Origin of the sequence: Pseudooceanicola pacificus (genome assembly GCF_009789075.1) — a bacterium.
In the GTDB taxonomy this organism is placed as follows: Bacteria; Pseudomonadota; Alphaproteobacteria; order Rhodobacterales; family Rhodobacteraceae; genus Pseudooceanicola; species Pseudooceanicola pacificus.
In genome coordinates, this window is record NZ_WNXQ01000002.1 from 557,802 (window position 1) to 575,313 (window position 17,512).

General features: G+C 65.9%; 17 protein-coding genes and 2 tRNA genes. 11 read left to right on the top strand and 8 right to left on the bottom strand.

Going from position 1 to position 17,512, the window contains the following annotated elements; translation table 11 throughout:
- The first annotated feature begins 177 nt into the window (after positions 1-177).
- From GLS40_RS05600 to GLS40_RS05610, 3 genes are all read left to right on the top strand, one after another.
- Positions 178-999, top strand: coding sequence for a helix-turn-helix domain-containing protein (locus GLS40_RS05600; protein WP_328598876.1), 822 nt, complete (start codon positions 178-180; stop codon positions 997-999).
- An 88-nt stretch (positions 1,000-1,087) separates the two neighbouring features.
- The gene (locus tag GLS40_RS05605) at positions 1,088-2,236 is read left to right on the top strand and encodes an aromatic ring-hydroxylating oxygenase subunit alpha (RefSeq protein ID WP_160381743.1); all 1,149 of its coding nucleotides are present in this window, start codon (positions 1,088-1,090) and stop codon (positions 2,234-2,236) included.
- Positions 2,233-2,454, top strand: a complete 222-nt coding sequence (locus GLS40_RS05610; protein ID WP_160381744.1) for a hypothetical protein — start codon at positions 2,233-2,235, stop codon at positions 2,452-2,454. Before GLS40_RS05605 ends, GLS40_RS05610 begins: the two co-directional genes overlap by 4 nt.
- 53 nt (positions 2,455-2,507) lie before the next feature.
- Here the strand turns inward: GLS40_RS05610 and GLS40_RS05615 are convergent, their stop codons facing one another.
- On the bottom strand, positions 2,508-3,665 hold the full coding sequence (locus GLS40_RS05615; protein ID WP_160381745.1) for a pyridoxal phosphate-dependent aminotransferase: 1,158 nt from the start codon (positions 3,663-3,665) through the stop codon (positions 2,508-2,510).
- Positions 3,666-3,945: 280 nt separating this feature from the next.
- On the opposite strand from GLS40_RS05615, the gene GLS40_RS05620 reads away from it, so the two are divergent.
- Genes GLS40_RS05620 through GLS40_RS05630 form a run of 3 tightly spaced genes read left to right on the top strand, consistent with a single transcriptional unit; the run spans position 3,946 to position 5,728 of the window.
- Entirely contained in the window at positions 3,946-4,707 is a 762-nt protein-coding gene (locus GLS40_RS05620) for a DsbA family protein (protein WP_202075915.1), read from the top strand.
- Positions 4,704-5,303 (top strand): hypothetical protein, encoded by a 600-nt coding sequence (locus tag GLS40_RS05625; protein WP_160381747.1) that lies wholly within the window; start codon positions 4,704-4,706, stop codon positions 5,301-5,303. Before GLS40_RS05620 ends, GLS40_RS05625 begins: the two co-directional genes overlap by 4 nt.
- A 44-nt stretch (positions 5,304-5,347) precedes the next feature.
- A complete protein-coding gene (locus tag GLS40_RS05630; protein WP_160381748.1) occupies positions 5,348-5,728 on the top strand; it encodes a cupin domain-containing protein in 381 nt (126 codons plus the stop codon).
- 66 nt (positions 5,729-5,794) lie between these two features.
- On the opposite strand, the gene ispG is transcribed toward GLS40_RS05630, so the two are convergent.
- From ispG to hemA, 3 genes are all read right to left on the bottom strand, one after another.
- On the bottom strand, positions 5,795-6,928 hold the full coding sequence (gene ispG, locus GLS40_RS05635) for a flavodoxin-dependent (E)-4-hydroxy-3-methylbut-2-enyl-diphosphate synthase (protein WP_160381749.1): 1,134 nt from the start codon (positions 6,926-6,928) through the stop codon (positions 5,795-5,797).
- 73 nt (positions 6,929-7,001) lie between these two features.
- Positions 7,002-8,243 (bottom strand): helix-turn-helix domain-containing protein, encoded by a 1,242-nt coding sequence (locus GLS40_RS05640; protein WP_160381750.1) that lies wholly within the window; start codon positions 8,241-8,243, stop codon positions 7,002-7,004.
- Positions 8,244-8,357: 114 nt separating this feature from the next.
- Positions 8,358-9,581 carry a 5-aminolevulinate synthase gene (gene hemA / locus GLS40_RS05645; protein WP_160381751.1) on the bottom strand — a complete coding sequence of 408 codons (1,224 nt, stop codon included), beginning with the start codon at positions 9,579-9,581 and terminating at the stop codon, positions 8,358-8,360.
- 420 nt (positions 9,582-10,001) lie between these two features.
- On the opposite strand from hemA, the gene GLS40_RS05650 reads away from it, so the two are divergent.
- From GLS40_RS05650 to GLS40_RS05660, 3 genes are all read left to right on the top strand, one after another.
- A complete protein-coding gene (locus GLS40_RS05650; RefSeq protein ID WP_202075916.1) occupies positions 10,002-10,328 on the top strand; it encodes a 5-aminolevulinate synthase in 327 nt (108 codons plus the stop codon).
- Between the two features lie 64 nt (positions 10,329-10,392).
- Complete coding sequence (locus tag GLS40_RS05655; protein WP_160381752.1) at positions 10,393-11,766, top strand: M20/M25/M40 family metallo-hydrolase; 1,374 nt, start codon at positions 10,393-10,395, stop codon at positions 11,764-11,766.
- Positions 11,763-12,644 (top strand): alpha/beta fold hydrolase, encoded by an 882-nt coding sequence (locus tag GLS40_RS05660; RefSeq protein WP_160381753.1) that lies wholly within the window; start codon positions 11,763-11,765, stop codon positions 12,642-12,644. Before GLS40_RS05655 ends, GLS40_RS05660 begins: the two co-directional genes overlap by 4 nt.
- An 83-nt stretch (positions 12,645-12,727) precedes the next feature.
- On the opposite strand, the gene GLS40_RS05665 is transcribed toward GLS40_RS05660, so the two are convergent.
- The 4 genes from GLS40_RS05665 to GLS40_RS05680 form a co-directional block, all read right to left on the bottom strand.
- A tRNA-Asp gene (locus GLS40_RS05665) sits at positions 12,728-12,804 on the bottom strand.
- 32 nt (positions 12,805-12,836) lie between these two features.
- A tRNA-Asp gene (locus tag GLS40_RS05670) sits at positions 12,837-12,913 on the bottom strand.
- 105 nt (positions 12,914-13,018) lie between these two features.
- The gene (locus GLS40_RS05675; RefSeq protein ID WP_160381754.1) at positions 13,019-13,558 is read right to left on the bottom strand and encodes an NADPH-dependent FMN reductase; all 540 of its coding nucleotides are present in this window, start codon (positions 13,556-13,558) and stop codon (positions 13,019-13,021) included.
- Between the two features lie 3 nt (positions 13,559-13,561).
- On the bottom strand, positions 13,562-15,925 hold the full coding sequence (locus GLS40_RS05680; protein WP_160381755.1) for an ATP-dependent helicase: 2,364 nt from the start codon (positions 15,923-15,925) through the stop codon (positions 13,562-13,564).
- A 30-nt stretch (positions 15,926-15,955) separates the two neighbouring features.
- Between GLS40_RS05680 and GLS40_RS05685 the strand changes: the two genes are divergently transcribed.
- Together GLS40_RS05685 and GLS40_RS18250 are read left to right on the top strand one after the other, a co-directional pair.
- Entirely contained in the window at positions 15,956-17,197 is a 1,242-nt protein-coding gene (locus GLS40_RS05685) for an alpha-hydroxy acid oxidase (RefSeq protein WP_160381756.1), read from the top strand.
- A gap of 194 nt (positions 17,198-17,391) precedes the next feature.
- Positions 17,392-17,512 (top strand): biotin carboxylase N-terminal domain-containing protein (locus GLS40_RS18250; protein WP_160381757.1); only part of this gene is annotated, 121 nt, incomplete at its 3' end.

Sequence of the window (17,512 nt, forward strand, 5' to 3'; positions counted from 1 at the left end):
AGATCGCGTCGTGCCCATCACCATTTCAGTGTCGACGCAGAGATATTTGTGTCGTAGTGTCCCGCCACTGTCGCTACTTAACATCACACCTGACGCTGAGTAGCACCAGAAAAACAATCAGTGCGGGAAGTCGCGATCTCGCATACAAGATGATAGGGAAACTACAGGAATGCGGCAGTGAAGAGCCTGAGCGTAAAAGCCGGGAGCGCAGTGACAGACCCGGTTGAAGTCCGGGGGATTTTCGGCGCCAATTTGAGGAAACTCAGCAGCAACTACCCGTCGATTTCGGGACTGTGCCGCGAGTTGGGCATCAACCGGACCCAGTACAACCGATATTTATCGGGAGAAAGTTTTCCCCGTCCTGACGTGCTCCAACGGATCTGCACGTTTTTCAAGACGGACGCCCGGATCCTGCTCGAACCCGTGTCAGAGCTGACGCCGATTTCGAACGATCTGCTGAACCACCCGGAAATCTCGCAGCACATGGGCCGCGGCGCGACCGAGCTGCCCGAGAGCATGTTCCCGAACGGCTTCTACTACTTCTCGCGGCGCAGCTTCGTGGATGCCGACATGGCGGTGACCGGTCTGGTCTATGTCTTCCGCGCCGACAACTATACCTTCGTGCGCGGGCTCGAAGCCAAGGACGCCATGCGGCAGCAGGGTCTGCCGACCGATCCCTTCACCCGGGAATTCCGCGGCATCGTGCTGAAACAGGAAGAAGGCGTTGCCGCCCTGATGTCGCGGCGCGGGGCGATCACCTGTTCGTTCAACTTCTTCTCGCGCGTGCCGGCCTTCGACAACAACTTCTGGGTCGGCTACACGACGCGGACCGTAGCCGAAACCATCGCCGGCCTGCGGGTCACGCGCATGGTGTTCGAATACCTCGGCGACCGCACCGGTCCGGTGCTCAAGGCTGCGCGCGAGTCCGGTTTCAAAAGGCCTGCCGAATTGCCCGCGTTCCACCGCCGGCTTCTGCGACTTGACGAACCATTCGCCTGATCTGTCGCGACCCATGCATTTCCGGGTCGTTTGAGAACAATTCCCGCCTGTCGCTTCGTGCCACCCTGCCTGAAAAGGAGTGGCCGCCATGCCTGACACGCAAACCGATTTCACCACCATACGCCAGCCGATCGAATTGGCACGCGGCCTGCCGAATGCCCATTACACGGATCCGGCAATGCATGCGGCCGAGCGCGACGCCCTGTTCATGACCGGCTGGTCCGGTCTTGCCGTCGCAGCCCAGGTGTCCGAGCCCGGGGATGCGCTGCCGCTGGATTTCCTGGGCGTGCCGCTGCTGCTGCTGCGCGACCGGCAGGGCCAGGTGCGGGTGTTCCAGAACATCTGCCGCCATCGCGGCATGATCCTGGTCTCCGAGCCGCGCCGGATCGAGGGCGCAATCCGCTGCCCCTATCATTCCTGGTGCTACGGCACCGACGGGCGGCTGGTGGCCACGCCGCATGTGGGCGGGCCGGGTCAGAACGCCCACGACGCCATCCGCAAGGACGAATTGGGCCTTATCGAGGTCCGCTCGCATATCTGGCGCGATATCGTCTGGATCGACATGTCCGGCCGCGCCGCACCCTTCGAGGAGGTCCATGCCGGGCTGATCGCCCGCTGGGCCGATTTCGACGCACCGCTCAGCCACGGCGGGCCCGACAGCAGCTTTACGCTGGAGGTCGCGGCGAACTGGAAACTGGCGGTCGAAAACTACTGCGAAAGCTATCACCTGCCCTGGGTGCATCCCGGCCTCAACGCCTATTCCCGGCTGGAAGATCATTACCATATCGAGGCGCAGGGCCAGTATTCCGGCCAGGGCACGCTGGTCTATCGCCAGATCGCCGGCGCCGCGGGGCAGCGGTTTCCCGACTTCCCCGACCTGCCGGCGAAATGGGACACAGCCGCCGAATACGCCGCCGTCTATCCCAACGTCCTGCTGGGCGTGCATCGCGATCATACCTTTGCAATCCTGCTGCAGCCCGTGGCGCAGGACCGCACGATCGAACACATCCACCTCTACTATGCCGCGCCCGACGCGGACGAAGCGCTGAAGGCCGACAACGCCCGTCTGTGGAAAGCGGTGTTCGAAGAGGACATCTTTGTGGTCGAGGGGATGCAGCGCGGACGTCATGCGCCCGGCTTCGACGGCGGGCGCTTCTCGCCCGCGATGGACGGGCCGACACATCTGTTTCACGACTGGGTGGCCGGGCGCATGGACAGCCGCCGCGCCGCCGAATGATCCCGCAGCCCGACCTTGACGCCGCCCTGCTGGCCGCTCACGCGGCCGATGACCGGGCCGGGCTGGTCACGCTATACGAGACGGCAGCGCATGGTGCCCCCGCAGAGGCGCAGAGCTTCTTCCTGACGCAGGCCTATGTCTTTGCGCTGGAAACCGGCCATCCCCGGGCGGCGCCTCTGCGGGCCGCCCTTGTGGCGCGCGGGGCCGAAACGCCCTAGGGTCGGACCACATTGATCCCGCGCCGACGGCGCAGGATCAACGGGGCCTGACCCTAACCGGCGGTGGCCGTCCGTTCGGTCATGAAATCCTTGAGCCGGCGCAGCCCCTCGCGGATGTCATCCGTCGCCGCGGCATAGCTGAACCGCAGCGTGCCCTTGCCGCGCCTGGGGTCGAAATCATGGCCCGGGGTGACCGCGACGCCGGCATGTTCCAACAGATCGCGCGCCAGTTTCAGGCTGTCGTCGGTCAGGTGCGAGACATCGGCATAGACATAGAACCCGCCATCGGGCGGGGCGATGCGGCCGAACCCGGCCTTGGGCAGCCCCTCCAGCATCAGGCGGCGGTTCACGGCATAGGTGTCGAGGTTGGCCTCCAGCTCCTCTTCGCAATCCATCGCGGCCAGCGCGGCGATCTGGCTGGCGTGCGAGGCGCAGATGAACAGGTGCTGGGCGATGCGTTCGACACGGCGCACGTGATCCTCGGGGACCACCATCCAGCCGACCCGCCATCCCGTCATCGAGAAGTATTTCGAGAAGGAGTTGACGACATAGGCATCGTCCGCGATCTCCAGCGCCGAGACCGAGGGGCGTTCGTATTCCAGCCCGTGGTAGATCTCGTCCGAGATGAAGGCCGCGCCCTTGCTCCGGCAGGCCTCCATCAGCGCGGCCAGTTCGGCCTTGTCCAGCATGGTGCCCGAGGGGTTCGCCGGGCTGGCCACCAGCAACCCGTCAAGCTCTTGCCCGTCCAGATCCTGCGGCACCGGCTGAAAGCGGGCGTTTTCCGAGGTTTCCAGCAGCACCGGTTCCAGGCTCATCGCCTTGAGGATCTGGCGGTAGGACGGATAGCCGGGCATCCCGATTCCCACCCGGTCGCCCGCATCGAAGAGCGAGGAAAACGCCAGCAGGAATCCCCCCGACGATCCCGGGGTGACAACCACCCGCTCGGGGTCCAGGTCGATGCCGTACCACTCGTCGTAGAGCTTGGCGATCCGGGCCCTCAGCTCGGTCAGGCCCAGGGTGACCGAATAGCCCAGGGGATTGTCGCGCATCGCCTTTTCCAGCGCGAGTCGGGCGGCCTTCGGTGCCGCGGTGCCGGGCTGGCCGACCTCCATGTGAATGATGTTTTTACCTGCATCCTCGGCGTCTTGGGCGGCCTTGATCACGTCCATCACAATGAAGGGATCGACTGTACCGCGCCTTGAAACACGCATGCTGTTCTCCGAAACTGCCTCTGATGGGGACAGTGTCTCAATCCGGAGCGCGGTAGGTCAATGAAAGTCCGGTGAAAAATTAACCATTGGACGGCATATCCTGGGGAACGATGGCTCTTGCACCGCCATGCCGGGAAATGAGGCGGCCCTGCCGGAGGTTTCCCGCCGCTGGTCCGAATTGGCCCTGCCATCGCCGAACGACAAGATGTAGTGTGACCGACAACCAAGCGGGGCAGCCATGCAAAGCGTCCCGACAGATCAGAGACTTCAGGAGACGCCCATGATCCGCCACTTCGCGCCCGCCCTGACGGCCCTTGCGCTGCTGTCCGCCGGGCCGGCCGCCGCACAGAGCGGCCTGGACTTTTCCCAGATGAGCGCCGCCGAGCGCGAGGCGTTCCGCGCCGAGGTCCGCGCCTATCTGCTTGAAAACCCTCAAGTGATCTTCGAGGCCGCCCGCGTCTACGAGGAACAGCAAGCCCAGGCTCAGGCGGAAAACGACAACACGCTGGTAAAAGTTAACGCCGATGCGATCTTTGACGACGGCCGGTCCTGGGTCGGCGGCAATCCCGATGGCGACGTGACGGTTGTGGAATTCATGGATTACCGCTGCGGCTATTGCCGCAAGGCCTTCGAAGAGGTCAAGGAACTGATCGAAAGCGACGGCAATATCCGCTTCATCGTCAAGGAATTCCCCATCCTCGGCCCGGATTCGGTGGCCTCGTCCCGCTTTGCCATCGCCACCCGGCAGGTCGCCGGGCAGGATGCCTATGAGCAGGTCCACGATGCGCTGATGTCCTTCAAGGGCACGCCCGACAAGGTGTCGCTGGGCCGTCTGGGCAGCAGCCTGGGCCTGGATCCCGAACCGATCCTGGCCGCGATGGACGGCGAGGCGGTGAACGAAGAGCTGAACGCGAACCACGCCCTGGCACAGCGCCTGCAGATCAACGGCACCCCGACCTTCGTGATGGGCGAACAGATGGTGCGCGGCTATGTGCCCCTCGCCGGGATGCGCCAGATCGTGGAGGAAGAGCGCACCGAATGAGGGCGCTCTTGCTGCTCGCGGTGTTGGCCGGACCCGGCGCCGCGATGGATCTGACCGAGGACAGCCGCAGCGCCCTGGGTGACGAAGTGCGCGCCCTGCTGCTGGACGAACCGGATATCGTGATGCGCGCGCTGTCTGCGGGCCAGCCCCCCGACAGCGCCAGCATCTATGCCGAAGAGGCGCAGGACGACCTCGACCTGATCGCCACCTATGCCGATATGCTGTTCGTGCCCACCGGCGCGGGCTTTGGCGCCGACACCCCCCGCAAGGTTGTCACCCTGTTCATTTCGGCAGCCGTGCCGGAAAGCCGCGAGGCGCTGGCCGGCCTGATCGCCCTGACCGCGCGGGACCCCGGCCTGCGGGTCGAGTTGCGGGCCTTTGACAGCAGCGACGAGACCGAGGCCCTGCTGGATCTGATGACCGCCAAGGGCCCGAACGCCATGATACAGGCCCCCTGGGGCACCGCCGCGCCCGGCCCGCTGGCCGAGCTGACGCAGACCCTGGGGCTGGACATGGCCCCGTCCTACGTCACGCGCGAGATGATGGTGCGCGGCGCCATGCCATCGGCGGTGATCGAACGCTACCTGGTCGATTGACGGCCCCGCGGCCCGTGCCTAGCCTCAGCGCCGGAGGTGCCGCAATGGACGACAAACCCGCGAAACTCGGCTGGCAGGACTGGTGCAGCAAGCCCGAGCTCTATCCCGACATGTGGCGCGGCGCGGCCGAGGGGGTCCGTATGGGCACCAATGTCACCGTGCTGTTCTATGGCAATGACACGCCCGGCGAGGGGCCGAAATGGCATGTCCATCCCTATGACGAGGTCTTTGTGATCCGCCGGGGCCGCGCGCTGTTCACCGTGGGCGACCGCAAGCTGGAGGCCGAGGCCGGGGACGTCGTGCTGGGCCCCGCCAATGTGCCGCACAAGTTCCACAACCTGGGCCCCGGGCGGCTGGAGACGATCGACATCCACCAGAACGAGCGCTGGATCCAGACCAATCTGGACGACCCGGAACTGGCCTGAACGCCGCGAACAAGACCGCGCCGGATCGGCGCGGCCAACCCTTTGCAAGGCCCTGACAGAGCTGACTTATTCGGCCGCCTGCCCGGTGGCCGCGGCTTCGGCTTCCAGCGCTTCGGCCTTTTTCTCGACCTGTTCGACGATGTGGTCGATCATCTGGTCATTGCTCATCGCGTGGCTCTTGGCGCCGGCGAGGTAGACCATGCCCCTGCCCTGCCCGCCGCCGGTGAACCCGACGTCGGTCATCAGCGCCTCGCCCGGGCCGTTCACGACACAGCCGATGATGCTGAGGCTCATGGGCGTCTTGATATGCTCCAGCCGCTTTTCCAGCGCCTCGACCGTCCTGATCACGTCAAATCCCTGACGCGCGCAGGAGGGGCACGAGATGATGTTCACCCCCCGGTGCCGCAGGCCAAGCGACTTGAGGATCTCGTAGCCGACCTTGACCTCTTCGACCGGATCGGCGCTGAGGCTGACGCGCAGCGTGTCGCCGATCCCCATCCACAGCAGGTTGCCCAGGCCGATGGCGCTCTTGATCGTGCCGGATGTCAGGCCGCCCGCCTCGGTGATGCCAAGGTGGATCGGCGCATCCGTCGCCTCGGCCAGGCCCTGGTAGGCGGCAGCGGACATGAAGACGTCGCTGGCCTTCACGCTGATCTTGAACTCGTGGAAATCGTTGTCCTGCAGGATGCGGATATGTTCCAGCCCGCTTTCGATCATCGCATCGGGGCATGGCTCGCCGTATTTCTCAAGCAGGTGCTTTTCCAGCGACCCGGCATTCACCCCGATGCGCATCGAACAGCCGTGATCGCGGGCGGCCTGGATGACCTCGCGCACCCGGGCGGGGCTGCCGATATTGCCGGGGTTGATGCGCAGACAGGCGGCGCCCGCCTCGGCGCTTTCGATGCCGCGCCGGTAGTGGAAATGGATGTCGGCGACGATGGGAACCAGGCTTTCGCGCACGATCTCCTTGAGCGCCTTGGAGCTCGCCTCGTCCGGGACCGAGACGCGGACGATATCGGCACCCGCATCGGCGGCGGCCTGGACCTGCGCCACCGTCGCCTTGACGTCGGTGGTCAGCGTGTTGGTCATGGTCTGGACGGAAATCGGCGCGCCATCCCCCACGGGGACGTTGCCGACCATGATCCGGCGGCTCTTGCGCCGGTCGATGTTGCGCCAGGGTCGAATGGGATTGTGCGTCATCGCGGGATGCTCCGGCTGTGACCTTCGCTCTGCGACATATCCAATGGAAGGCCGGGCCGCAATGCGGCGCGGCTCACTCCTGCGGCACTGCGATCTGTTCCGCCTGGGCAAAGACCCGGGCCGCCTCGGGGTCGGCGGTCAGATCGGCCAGGGCGTAGTTCGATTTCAGATCGTCGACCGACAGCGCAACATTGCGGATCGTCGCCGTCCCGTCGCCTGCGGGGCCATAAAGCTCGCCGTTCACGCGGAAGTAGAGCGACCCGGACATGCCGGCGCGCAGCACCGGGGGTTCCTCGGTCTGGGGCAACTGGTAGCTTTCGCCCGCATCCAGGATCTTTTCGAAGACGATGGAGCCGTCCGCGGCGCGCACACGCACCCATGCGGGGCGCACGGCAAAGATCGACACGCCGGGGGCTGCGGCCTCGACCACCTGCGGGGTGGGATTGGCGGCGGTTTCGACTTCGGCCATCGCGCGCTGGATCGCGTCGTCGACAGCGTGACGGTTGCCGATCCCGGTGGAGGAGGCCACGCCGGCAAAGCTGCCCACGGAACTGGGATCGAGGGTCGAGATCGGCGCATCCCGCGCGACCATGACCGGAACGTCAAGCGCCTGCGGGCGATAGAGACGGTCCAGCCCGTCGCTGGGCGGGGCAAAGACGCCCGAACCGTTGCCCGTATCGGCCGAGGCGACATCTTCCGCCGGGCGCTTGCGGGCGCTTTCCAGCGGGTCGAGGTCGGTCAGCACATCGGGGGTGTTCTCGGCGGGCGCATATTGCACGCGCTGCACCTCGTTCAAGACGGTCCAGCCGCCGTAGCCAAGCGCCGCGATCAGCGCGACCAGCACAAAGGCCGATCCGATGGCCGAGGGTTCGATCCGCGCCATGAAGCTTTCGCCGACGGGAATGAACGGGGTGTTCGGCGCGATGAAGGGGTCTTTCTCGGTCGGCAGCTTCTTCCCGATCACGTCGGGCTTGCGCTTCGAGGAGGCCTCGGCCGACATGCCATGCGCGGTCTGGAACCCGCTTTCCGCGCAGAAGGCGGCAAACACGTCGTCGGGGTTCATGTTCAGATAGCGCGCATAGGAGCGCACGTAACCGGCGATGAAACCGGGCGTGTCGAACGCACCGGGATCGCAATTCTCGATGGCGGCGATATAGGACGCCTTGATGCGGAGTTCGCGCTGAACGTCGAGCAGGGACTTGCCCATGGTCGCCCGTTCGCCGCGCATGACGTCGCCGAGCCTCAGCTCGAAATCGTCAAAGCCTTTCGGCTGTGGTTCTGCCCGATCCTGCTCGGGCACCCCTTTTCGCCGCATCGTTTCGCTGCCCCATCATCAAATGATGGCTCGTTGTCGTCCCCACGATTCGAGCCACACTCTTTCTTTACATGAGGCTAACACAGATCAAGGCAAATAACAGCTAAACGGCGGTCAGCCGGCAAGCTCGGCGCGATTCAGCGCACAATGCGACCAGAGTTCGTCCATCGCGCGGATCAGTTTGTCCATTTCCTTGGGTCCGTGAACCGGCGACGGGGTAAAGCGCAGACGCTCCGTGCCGCGCGGCACGGTGGGGTAATTGATCGGCTGGACGTAGATGCCGTAGCCGTCAAGCAGCATGTCCGACATCATCTTGGTGTGTACCGGATTGCCGACGATGACGGGCACGATGTGGCTGCCGTGATCGACGATGGGCATGCCCATCCCCTTGAGCCGCAGCTTGAGGATCGAGGCCTGGGTCTGGTGACGCTCGCGCAGCGCCTGATCGGTCTTGAGGTGCCGGACCGAGGCCGCGGCCCCTGCGGCAACCGCCGGCGGGAGCGAGGTGGTGAAGATGAAGCCCGGCGCGTAAGAGCGTATCGCGTCGACCATTTTCCCGGAGGCGGCGATATAGCCGCCCATCACGCCATAGGCCTTGGCCAGCGTGCCGTTGATGATGTCGATGCGATGCGCCAGCCGGTCGCGTTCGCTGACGCCGCCGCCGCGCGGGCCGTACATGCCAACCGCGTGCACCTCGTCGATATAGGTGAGCGCGTTGAATTCCTCGGCCAGGTCGCAGATCGCTTCGATCGGGCCGAAATCGCCATCCATCGAATAGACCGACTCGAATGCGATCAGCTTGGGCGCGGCGGGATCGTCGGCTTCCAGCAGTTCGCGCAGGTGGGCGACGTCGTTGTGGCGGAAAATGCGCTTGGCTCCGCCATTGCGGCGGACACCCTCGATCATCGAGGCGTGGTTGAGCGCGTCCGAATAGATGATCAGCCCGGGAAACAGCTTGGGCAGCGTCGAAAGGGTCGCGTCATTGGCGATATAGGCCGAGGTAAAGACCAGCGCGGCCTCTTTGCCGTGCAGATCGGCCAGTTCGGCCTCCAGCTGCTTGTGATAGACCGTGGTGCCCGAGATGTTGCGCGTCCCGCCCGAGCCTGCGCCGGTGGCATCCAGCGCCTCGTGCATCGCGGCCAGGACAACCGGATGCTGGCCCATGCCCAGATAGTCGTTGCCGCACCATACGGCCACGGGCTGTTCGGTGCCGTCGGGGCGGTGCCAAGTGGCGTGGGGATAGGATCCCTTGGTGCGCACGATGTCGATGAAGGTGCGGTAGCGGCCTTCCTCGTGCAGCTGGTTCAATGCGGTATCCAGATGAGCTGCATAGTCCATCGGCATCCCCTCCTTGGGCCTTCGGTGCGTCCGTCGCGCGGGGGCGTCACCGGGGTGCCCCCTCGGACACCCATTCTTGAATTGGAATGGATATAGATCGCGCGGCTTACTGACAACAGGCTACAAATTGCCACCCCCTGCCCGCCTTGATTCAGGTCAAGCCGGAGCGGGCCGCCCAAAATCGCCGCGAGCCGGTTTTTCCGCCATTTTTCAACCATGTGCCGGCGATCGCCACATCCGTGGCAGCTAAATATTTCAGAAAGTCACCAATACTTTTGTCCCGTGTGCCGGCCTGTCGCGCCGGGCCCTTGTGAGCGGGCAGGCATGGAATCCCATACTTTCCGCCGCGTCAGTTCCGGGTAACCTGAGATCATTCAAACGTGAGGCCCATTGCCCCGGACATTTGCGAAGACACTTACAATGCAACTTTTCTATCATCTGCCAATTTACCTGCTGATCGTCCTCACCGCCGCCGGCCATGCGCTTGCGACTGTCGGGATGAAGACGGCCGCCACCGGCGGCTCTCCAACGGCGCTGGTCATGGTCTCCCTCGGCCTGACCGGCGCCGTCCTGGCCGAAATCGCGCTGCTGCGGCACACCAACCTGGCCGTCGCCTTTGTCATGATCGTCGCCTTCGAGGCGCTGCTGGTGCTCTGCTTTGCCGCCTCGCTGGGCGAGACGCTGACCGCGGTTCAGGGGCTGGGCGCCGTTCTGGTGCTGATCGGGCTGGCGGTGATCCTGCGCTAGGGCCTTCTGGACACTGCGTCGCCGCCTGATAGGCTCCGCCCGAAACGAGCAAGGAGCCCGCCCCATGTCCCTCGACGCAGTCCTGTCGCGCATCGACGCCGACCTGCCCGCAGCCACCGACCGCCTGCTGAACCTGCTGCGGATCAAGTCGATCTCGACCGATCCGGCCTACAAGGCCGATTGCGATGCCGCCGCCGACTGGCTGGTGGAGGATCTGAAATCGCTGGGAGTCGACGCCGCCAAGCGACCGACCCCGGGCCATCCGATGGTGGTGGGCCATGTCGCGGGCGACGGCCCGCATCTGCTGTTTTACGGCCATTACGACGTGCAGCCGGTCGACCCGCTGAACCTGTGGCACCGCGACCCGTTCGACCCCGAGGTCCAGGACACGCCCAAGGGCCCGGTGATCCGCGCGCGCGGCGCCTCGGACGACAAGGGCCAGCTGATGACCTTTGTCGAGGCCTGCCGCGCCTGGAAGGCCGAGACCGGCACCCTGCCCTGCCGCATCACCTTCTTCTTCGAAGGAGAGGAGGAATCCGGTTCCCCCTCGCTGATCCCCTTCATGAAGGAGAACGCCGCAGAGCTGACAGCCGATGTCGCCCTGATCTGCGACACCGGGCTGTTCGACGAGCAAACCCCGGCGATCACCACCATGCTGCGCGGCATGCTGGGCGAAGAACTCACCATCAAGGCCGCCACCCGCGACCTGCATTCGGGCATGTATGGCGGCGTGGCGATGAACCCGATCCGCGTGCTGTCCAAGGTGCTGGCCGGGCTGCATGACGAGACCGGTCGCGTCACGGTCCCGGGCTTCTACGACGGGGTGCCCGAGCTGTCGAACCAGATCGCGGCGCAATGGGCCGACCTGAACTTCGACCACGAATCCTTCCTGGGCAATGTCGGTCTGTCGGTGCCCGCCGGCGAACAGGACCGCACCCCGCTGGAGATGATCTGGTCGCGCCCGACCTGCGAGGTCAACGGCATCTGGGGCGGCTATACCGGCGACGGGTTCAAGACCGTGCTGCCGGCCGAGGCCCATGCCAAGATCTCCTTCCGGCTGGTGGGCACGCAGGATCCGCATGCGATCCGCGAAAGCTTCCGCGACTACGTGAAATCCTGCCTGCCCGAGGATGTCGAGGTCGAGTTCAAGGGCTACGGCGCCTCGCCCGCCAGTCAGATGTCGATCGAAAACCCGGTCTTCGAACCCAGCCGCAAGGCGCTGAGCGACGAATGGCCCAAGCCCGCCGCCTATGTCGGCTGCGGCGGCTCGATCCCGATTGCCGGGCATTTCAAGACGATCCTGGGCATGGACGCGATGCTGATCGGTTTTGGCAAGGAGGATGACCAGCTCCACTCGCCGAACGAGAAATACGACATGGAAAGCTTCCACAAGGGGATCCGCAGCTGGGCCCGGGTGCTTGACGCGCTGACGAAATGACCGCGATCCCCGGCTTTCAGGACGGCACGACCCGGGTCGGCGACCAGGTGATCGCCTGGTCGCGCGGCGGGTCGGGTCCGCCCCTGTTGCTGCTGCACGGCTTTCCGCAGACCCGCGCGCTCTGGGCCGGGATCGCGCCCCGGCTGGCCGGGCGGTTCACCGTGGTGGCGGCCGACCTGCGCGGCTATGGCAACTCGTCCAAGCCGCCCCGGGTCGAGGACTATACCTTTCGCCAGATGGCCGCCGACCAGATCGGCCTGATGCGCGAGATGGGATTCGACCGTTTCCACCTGGCCGGGCACGACCGGGGCGCACGCACGGCGCACCGGCTGGTGCTGGATCATCCCGGGGCGGTGGCCTCGGTCCAGCTGATGGATATCGTGCCGACGCATCTGCTGCTCGAACCGCTCTCGCGTGAGGTGGCGCTGGCCTATTACCACTGGTTTTTCCTGGCCCAGCCCGAACCCTTTCCCGACCGGATGATCGCCGCCGATCCCGACGCCTTCTTCGAAAGCTGCCTGCTGGGCTGGGGCGCGGCCCGGATCGAGGATTTCGGCCCCGCGCAGATGCAGGCCTATCGCGCGGCCTGGCGCGACCCCGACACGATCCGGGGCATGTGCAACGACTACCGCGCCGCCCCCCGGCTGGATTTCGAACTGGACGCCGCCGACCTGGGCCGCCGCATCTCCTGCCCCGCGCTGATCCTCTATGGCGCGGACGGGGCGATGGCCAAGGCCTATGACGTGCCCGCCACCTGGGCCGACCGCTGCGAGGCGATGCAGGCCCGCGCGATCCCCGGCGGGCATTTCTTTCCCGACACAGCCCCGCAGGAAACGGCAGAAGCGATGCTGGACTTTCTTTCCGGAACAGTCACTTAACCCCCGAACCTCATGCCGCCGGGACATCGGACAGGGGCCGCCATGCGGCGACTCTCGCTAGGGATTGGCGATGGAGGGGAAAGTGGCGCGGTTGACGGGGCTCGAACCCGCGACCCCCGGCGTGACAGGCCGGTACTCTAACCAACTGAGCTACAACCGCGCAACGGTCGGGCGTTTCGGGCGGGGCAGCGGTGGCGCGGTTGACGGGGCTCGAACCCGCGACCCCCGGCGTGACAGGCCGGTACTCTAACCAACTGAGCTACAACCGCTCGCTGCCCGCCCGGACATGGCCCGGACGTGACGGGCGTTCTAGGCGCAACCCCCCGCCCCGTCAAGCGCGAAACGGCGATTTTGTGCGGTGCAATCCAGCCGTGTCATTCCGGTGTCCGGGTTGCGCGGATCCGGGTGGTGAACGCGCCCAGGAACGCGCGCAGTTCGGCCCGTTGTTCCGGTTGCCCGAGGTGGGCCGCAATCGCCTCGGGCGTCATCGAAATCAGATGAAACCGGGCATGTATATCGGGCCAGAAATTCTGGCTGACCGTGCCGAGCACAAGGCGCAGCTGCGCCAGTGCATCCTCGCCCCGGTGAGAGCCATGCAGCAGGGCGACAGGCTTGCCGATGATTTCGGGGCGCGAAACCATCCAGTCGATGGCATTCTTGAATGCCCCGGGCAGCGCGTGGACGTATTCCGGGCACGAGATCACAAGGCCATCGGCCCGCGCCAGCCGCGCCGCGAAAAGCTCGACCTCGGGCGGGGCTGGCGGGCCTTCGCGATCGGCGTCAAACAGCGGGAGTCCGGCCGGGGTGACCACCTCGACCGTGGCGGCATCGCGCGCGGCGGCCTTCAGGCCCCGCAGCAGCGCCGTGTTGGTCGAAGAAGCGCGGAGCGAACCGGAAAGCGCAAGCAGGTGCATCCCTCAGAACGGCACGTCGTCCGCGCCCATGACGAATTTCGCCACCACCTTCTTGGCCCCGGCCTTGTCGAAGGCGATGTCGAGCTTGTCCCCCTCGATCCCGGTGATCGCGCCATAGCCGAACTTCTGGTGGAACACCCGGTCGCCAACCGTGTAGGCGCTCACCGCCTCAAGGTCGATCACCTGGCCCCTGCTCTCGCGCGGCTGGCTCAGGGGGCGGGTGGTCTGGCGGGCCTGCATCCGGCGCCAGCCGGGGGAGTTGTAGACATTCGCCTCGGCCGCGCGGTCATGCAGCGTGCTGGTCGCGGGCTGCATCCCGGCCGCCCCGTACCCCCCGCCGTACAGGCCCGGAGGCGTCAGCACCTCGACATGGTCTTCCGGCAGTTCGTCGATGAAGCGCGAGGGCAAGGCCGATTGCCATTGCCCGAACACCCTCCGGTTCCCGGCAAAGGAGATCGTGCAGACCTCCTCGGCCCGGGTGATGCCGACATAGGCCAGGCGGCGTTCCTCCTCCAGCCCCTTCAGCCCGCTCTCGTCCATCGAGCGCTGCGAGGGGAACAGACCGTCCTCCCACCCCGGCAGGAAGACGGCGGGAAACTCCAGCCCCTTAGCCGCGTGCAGGGTCATGATCGACACCTTGGCGCCGTCCGTCTCGGTCTCGTTGTCCATGATCAGGCTGACATGTTCCAGAAAGCCCTGCAGATTCTCGAACTGCTCCAGCGCCTTGACCAGTTCCTTGAGGTTCTCCAGCCGGCCGGGCGCCTCGGGAGTCTTGTCGTTCTGCCACATGGCGGTGTAGCCGCTTTCGTCCAGAACCATCTCGGCCAGCTCGGTATGGGGAATGTCCGCATCCCCGGTCATCCGGCCCCAGCGGGCGAGGTGTTCGACCAGCGCGCGCAATTGGCCCGCGCCCTTGCCGGTGATCCGCCCCTCCTCGACGCAGATCCGCGCGCCCTCGATCAGGGGCACGCCGTTCTCGCGCGCGGCGATCTGGATCGTCTGCTGCGCCTTGTCGCCCAGCCCGCGTTTCGGCGTGTTCACGATCCGCTCGAAGGCCAGGTCGTCCTCGGGGCTGACCACGAGGCGGAAATAGGCCATCGCATCGCGGATCTCCAACCGTTCGTAGAAACGGGGGCCACCGATCACGCGGTATGGCAGACCGATGGTCAGGAAACGGTCCTCGAAGGCACGCATCTGGTGGCTGGCCCGCACGAGGATCGCCATGTCGTCCAGGGTATAGGGCCTCTGCCCGCGCGTGCCGCGCTGCATGGCCTCGATCTCGTCGCCGATCCAGCGGGCCTCTTCCTCGCCGTCCCAATGGCCAATCAGGCGGACCTTCTCGCCCTCCTGCGCCTCGGTCCAGAGCTCCTTGCCCAACCGCCCCTCGTTGCCCCGGATCACGCCCGAGGCGGCGGCCAGGATATGCGGGGTCGAACGGTAGTTCTGTTCCAGCCGCACCACCTTGGCGCCGGGGAAATCCTTTTCGAACCGCAGGATGTTGCCCACCTCGGCGCCGCGCCAGCCATAGATCGACTGGTCGTCGTCGCCCACGCAGCAGATGTTGCGATGCGCCCCGGCCAGCAGCCGCAGCCAGAGGTACTGGGCGACGTTGGTATCCTGATACTCGTCCACCAGGATATAGCGGAACCAGCGCTGGTATTGCTGCAGCACGTCCTCATGGGTCTGGAAGATCGTGACCATGTGCAGCAGCAGGTCGCCGAAATCCACCGCGTTCAGCTCACGCAGGCGGACCTGATACTGATCGTACAGCTCGGTGCCCCGGTTGTTATAGGCCGAGGCCTCGGCCGCCGGCACCTTGTCAGGCGTCCAGGCGCGGTTCTTCCAGCCGTCGATGATGCCCGAGAGCATCCGGGCAGGCCAGCGTTTGTCGTCGATATTGTTCAGCGCGATCAACTGCTTGAGCAGGCGGATCTGATCGTCGGTGTCAAGGATGGTGAAATTCGATTTCAGCCCCACCAGTTCCGCGTGGCGGCGCAGCAGCTTGACGCAGATGGCGTGAAAGGTGCCCAGCCAGGGCATCCCCTCCACCGCCTCGCCCAGCATCCGGCCAACCCGGGTCTTCATCTCGCGCGCGGCCTTGTTGGTGAAGGTCACCGACAGGATCTCGTTCGGGCGCGCGCTGCCGGTGGTCAGCAGATGCACGATGCGCGCGGTCAGGGCCTTGGTCTTGCCCGTCCCTGCCCCGGCCAGCATCAGCACCGGGCCCTCCAGCGCCTCGACCGCCGCGCGCTGCGCGGGGTTCAGCTCGTCCAGATAGGGCGCGGGGCGTGCGGTCATCGCCCGGCGCGAAAGGGGGGTGGACTGCGCGGCCGCCTCGAAGGCGTCGAATTCGTCATGGCTGCTCATGCGCGCGAGCTTAACCCTTCGGCAATGAAAGTGAAAGAGGTGTTCACGGGATGTTCCTCCTTCCGCCACCCCTCTGCCAAGCGCCTGATCGCGCTTGCCAATCCCGCGCGTCCGGCGCACCTTGCCGGCGCCATGACAGTCGATCTCGATTACCCGACCCTCGCCGACCTGCGCCGCCGCGCGCGCCGCCGCATGCCCTATTTCGCCTGGGAATACCTCGACAGCGGTACCGGCGAGGATATGGCGCTGCGCCGCTCGCGCGAGGCGCTGGACAATGTGGTGCTGGCCCCCGCCATCGCCAAGGGGCGCACGGTGCCCGACCTGTCGACGCGGTTCCTGGGGCATGACTACGCGCGGCCCTTCGGCGTCTCGCCGGTGGGGATGACCGGCCTGTTCTGGCCGCGGGCGGAATTCCTGCTGGCCGACAACGCGACCCGGGTGGGCCTGCCCTTCGGCCTGTCCACCGTGGCCGCGCAGTCGCCCGAGGACCTGGCCCCGCATATCGCCGACAACGGCTGGTTCCAGCTCTATCCCCCGGCGGATGTCGAACATTGCGACGATCTCGTGCAGCGGGCGCAGGATGCCGGGTTCCACACGCTGATCCTGACGGTCGACGTGCCCGGACCCAGCCGGCGCGAACGGCAGCGCCGCTCGGGCCTGACCACACCGCCGCGGATCACGCCGCGGCTGTTCAGCCACGCGATGATCCGGCCGATGTGGTCGCTGGGGATGCTGCGCCACGGCATCCCCTCGGTCCGGGCGCTCGAAAAATACGTCTCCAGCCACCGGCCCTCGGCCCATGTCGGGCTGGCCCCGCATTCCGCGCCCGACCCGGCGCTGATCGAAAAGCTGCGCCGGCAGTGGAAGGGCCCGATGGTCGCCAAGGGTGTGCTGCTGCCCGAGGATGCGCTGGCCCTGCGCGAACTGGGCGTGGATGCGGCCTGGGTGTCGAATCACGGCGGGCGGCAGTTCGACGGCGGTCCGGGCTCCGCGACCGCCCTGCCCGCGATCCGCGCGGCGGTCGGTCCGGACTATCCGCTGATCTATGACGGGGCCGTCGCCTCGGGGCTGGACGTGCTGCGGGCCATCGCCCTGGGCGCGGACATGGTGATGCTGGGGCGGGCCTGGCTCTGGGGCGTTGCCGCCCTGGGGGCCGAGGGCGCCGCCCATGTGACCCATGTTCTGAGCGAGGATATCATCTCGTGCATGGTCCAGATGGGCATTACCCGGCCCGCAGAGGTGCGCAGCCGCCTGTGGCCGCTACAGGCCTGACCTGACAGCATTATTCCTGTTTGCGCTATCATCCCCGCCGGTTGGCGGTTGGCGGGGTTTGCATTTTGCAAATTGCAGAACCCGGAATTTGCAGTTTGCAAAATCACCCCTTGCGCCGCGCCGCAGCGTATCGTTTGCTCTGCGGATTACCGGCGGCCGGGAGGGGCCGTCCCGGAACCAGGAGCCAATACCCGATGCCCGAGTTCAAGAAGATCCTCGTCGCCAACCGTGGAGAGATCGCCATCCGCATCATGCGGGCCGCGAACGAGATGGGGAAGAAGACTGTTGCCGTCTTTGCCGAGGAGGACAAGCTGG

Excerpts from the sequence above, each read along its gene's own strand:
- GLS40_RS05605 (WP_160381743.1), top strand. The coding sequence starts at position 1,088 with ATGCCTGACACGCAAACCGATTTCACCACCATACGCCAGCCGATCGAA.
- GLS40_RS05610 (WP_160381744.1), top strand. The coding sequence starts at position 2,233 with ATGATCCCGCAGCCCGACCTTGACGCCGCCCTGCTGGCCGCTCACGCG.
- GLS40_RS05615 (WP_160381745.1), bottom strand. The coding sequence starts at position 3,665 with ATGCGTGTTTCAAGGCGCGGTACAGTCGATCCCTTCATTGTGATGGAC.
- GLS40_RS05620 (WP_202075915.1), top strand. The coding sequence starts at position 3,946 with ATGATCCGCCACTTCGCGCCCGCCCTGACGGCCCTTGCGCTGCTGTCC.
- GLS40_RS05625 (WP_160381747.1), top strand. The coding sequence starts at position 4,704 with ATGAGGGCGCTCTTGCTGCTCGCGGTGTTGGCCGGACCCGGCGCCGCG.
- GLS40_RS05630 (WP_160381748.1), top strand. The coding sequence starts at position 5,348 with ATGGACGACAAACCCGCGAAACTCGGCTGGCAGGACTGGTGCAGCAAG.
- ispG (WP_160381749.1), bottom strand. The coding sequence starts at position 6,928 with ATGACGCACAATCCCATTCGACCCTGGCGCAACATCGACCGGCGCAAG.
- GLS40_RS05640 (WP_160381750.1), bottom strand. The coding sequence starts at position 8,243 with ATGCGGCGAAAAGGGGTGCCCGAGCAGGATCGGGCAGAACCACAGCCG.
- hemA (WP_160381751.1), bottom strand. The coding sequence starts at position 9,581 with ATGGACTATGCAGCTCATCTGGATACCGCATTGAACCAGCTGCACGAG.
- GLS40_RS05650 (WP_202075916.1), top strand. The coding sequence starts at position 10,002 with ATGCAACTTTTCTATCATCTGCCAATTTACCTGCTGATCGTCCTCACC.
- GLS40_RS05655 (WP_160381752.1), top strand. The coding sequence starts at position 10,393 with ATGTCCCTCGACGCAGTCCTGTCGCGCATCGACGCCGACCTGCCCGCA.
- GLS40_RS05660 (WP_160381753.1), top strand. The coding sequence starts at position 11,763 with ATGACCGCGATCCCCGGCTTTCAGGACGGCACGACCCGGGTCGGCGAC.
- GLS40_RS05675 (WP_160381754.1), bottom strand. The coding sequence starts at position 13,558 with ATGCACCTGCTTGCGCTTTCCGGTTCGCTCCGCGCTTCTTCGACCAAC.
- GLS40_RS05680 (WP_160381755.1), bottom strand. The coding sequence starts at position 15,925 with ATGAGCAGCCATGACGAATTCGACGCCTTCGAGGCGGCCGCGCAGTCC.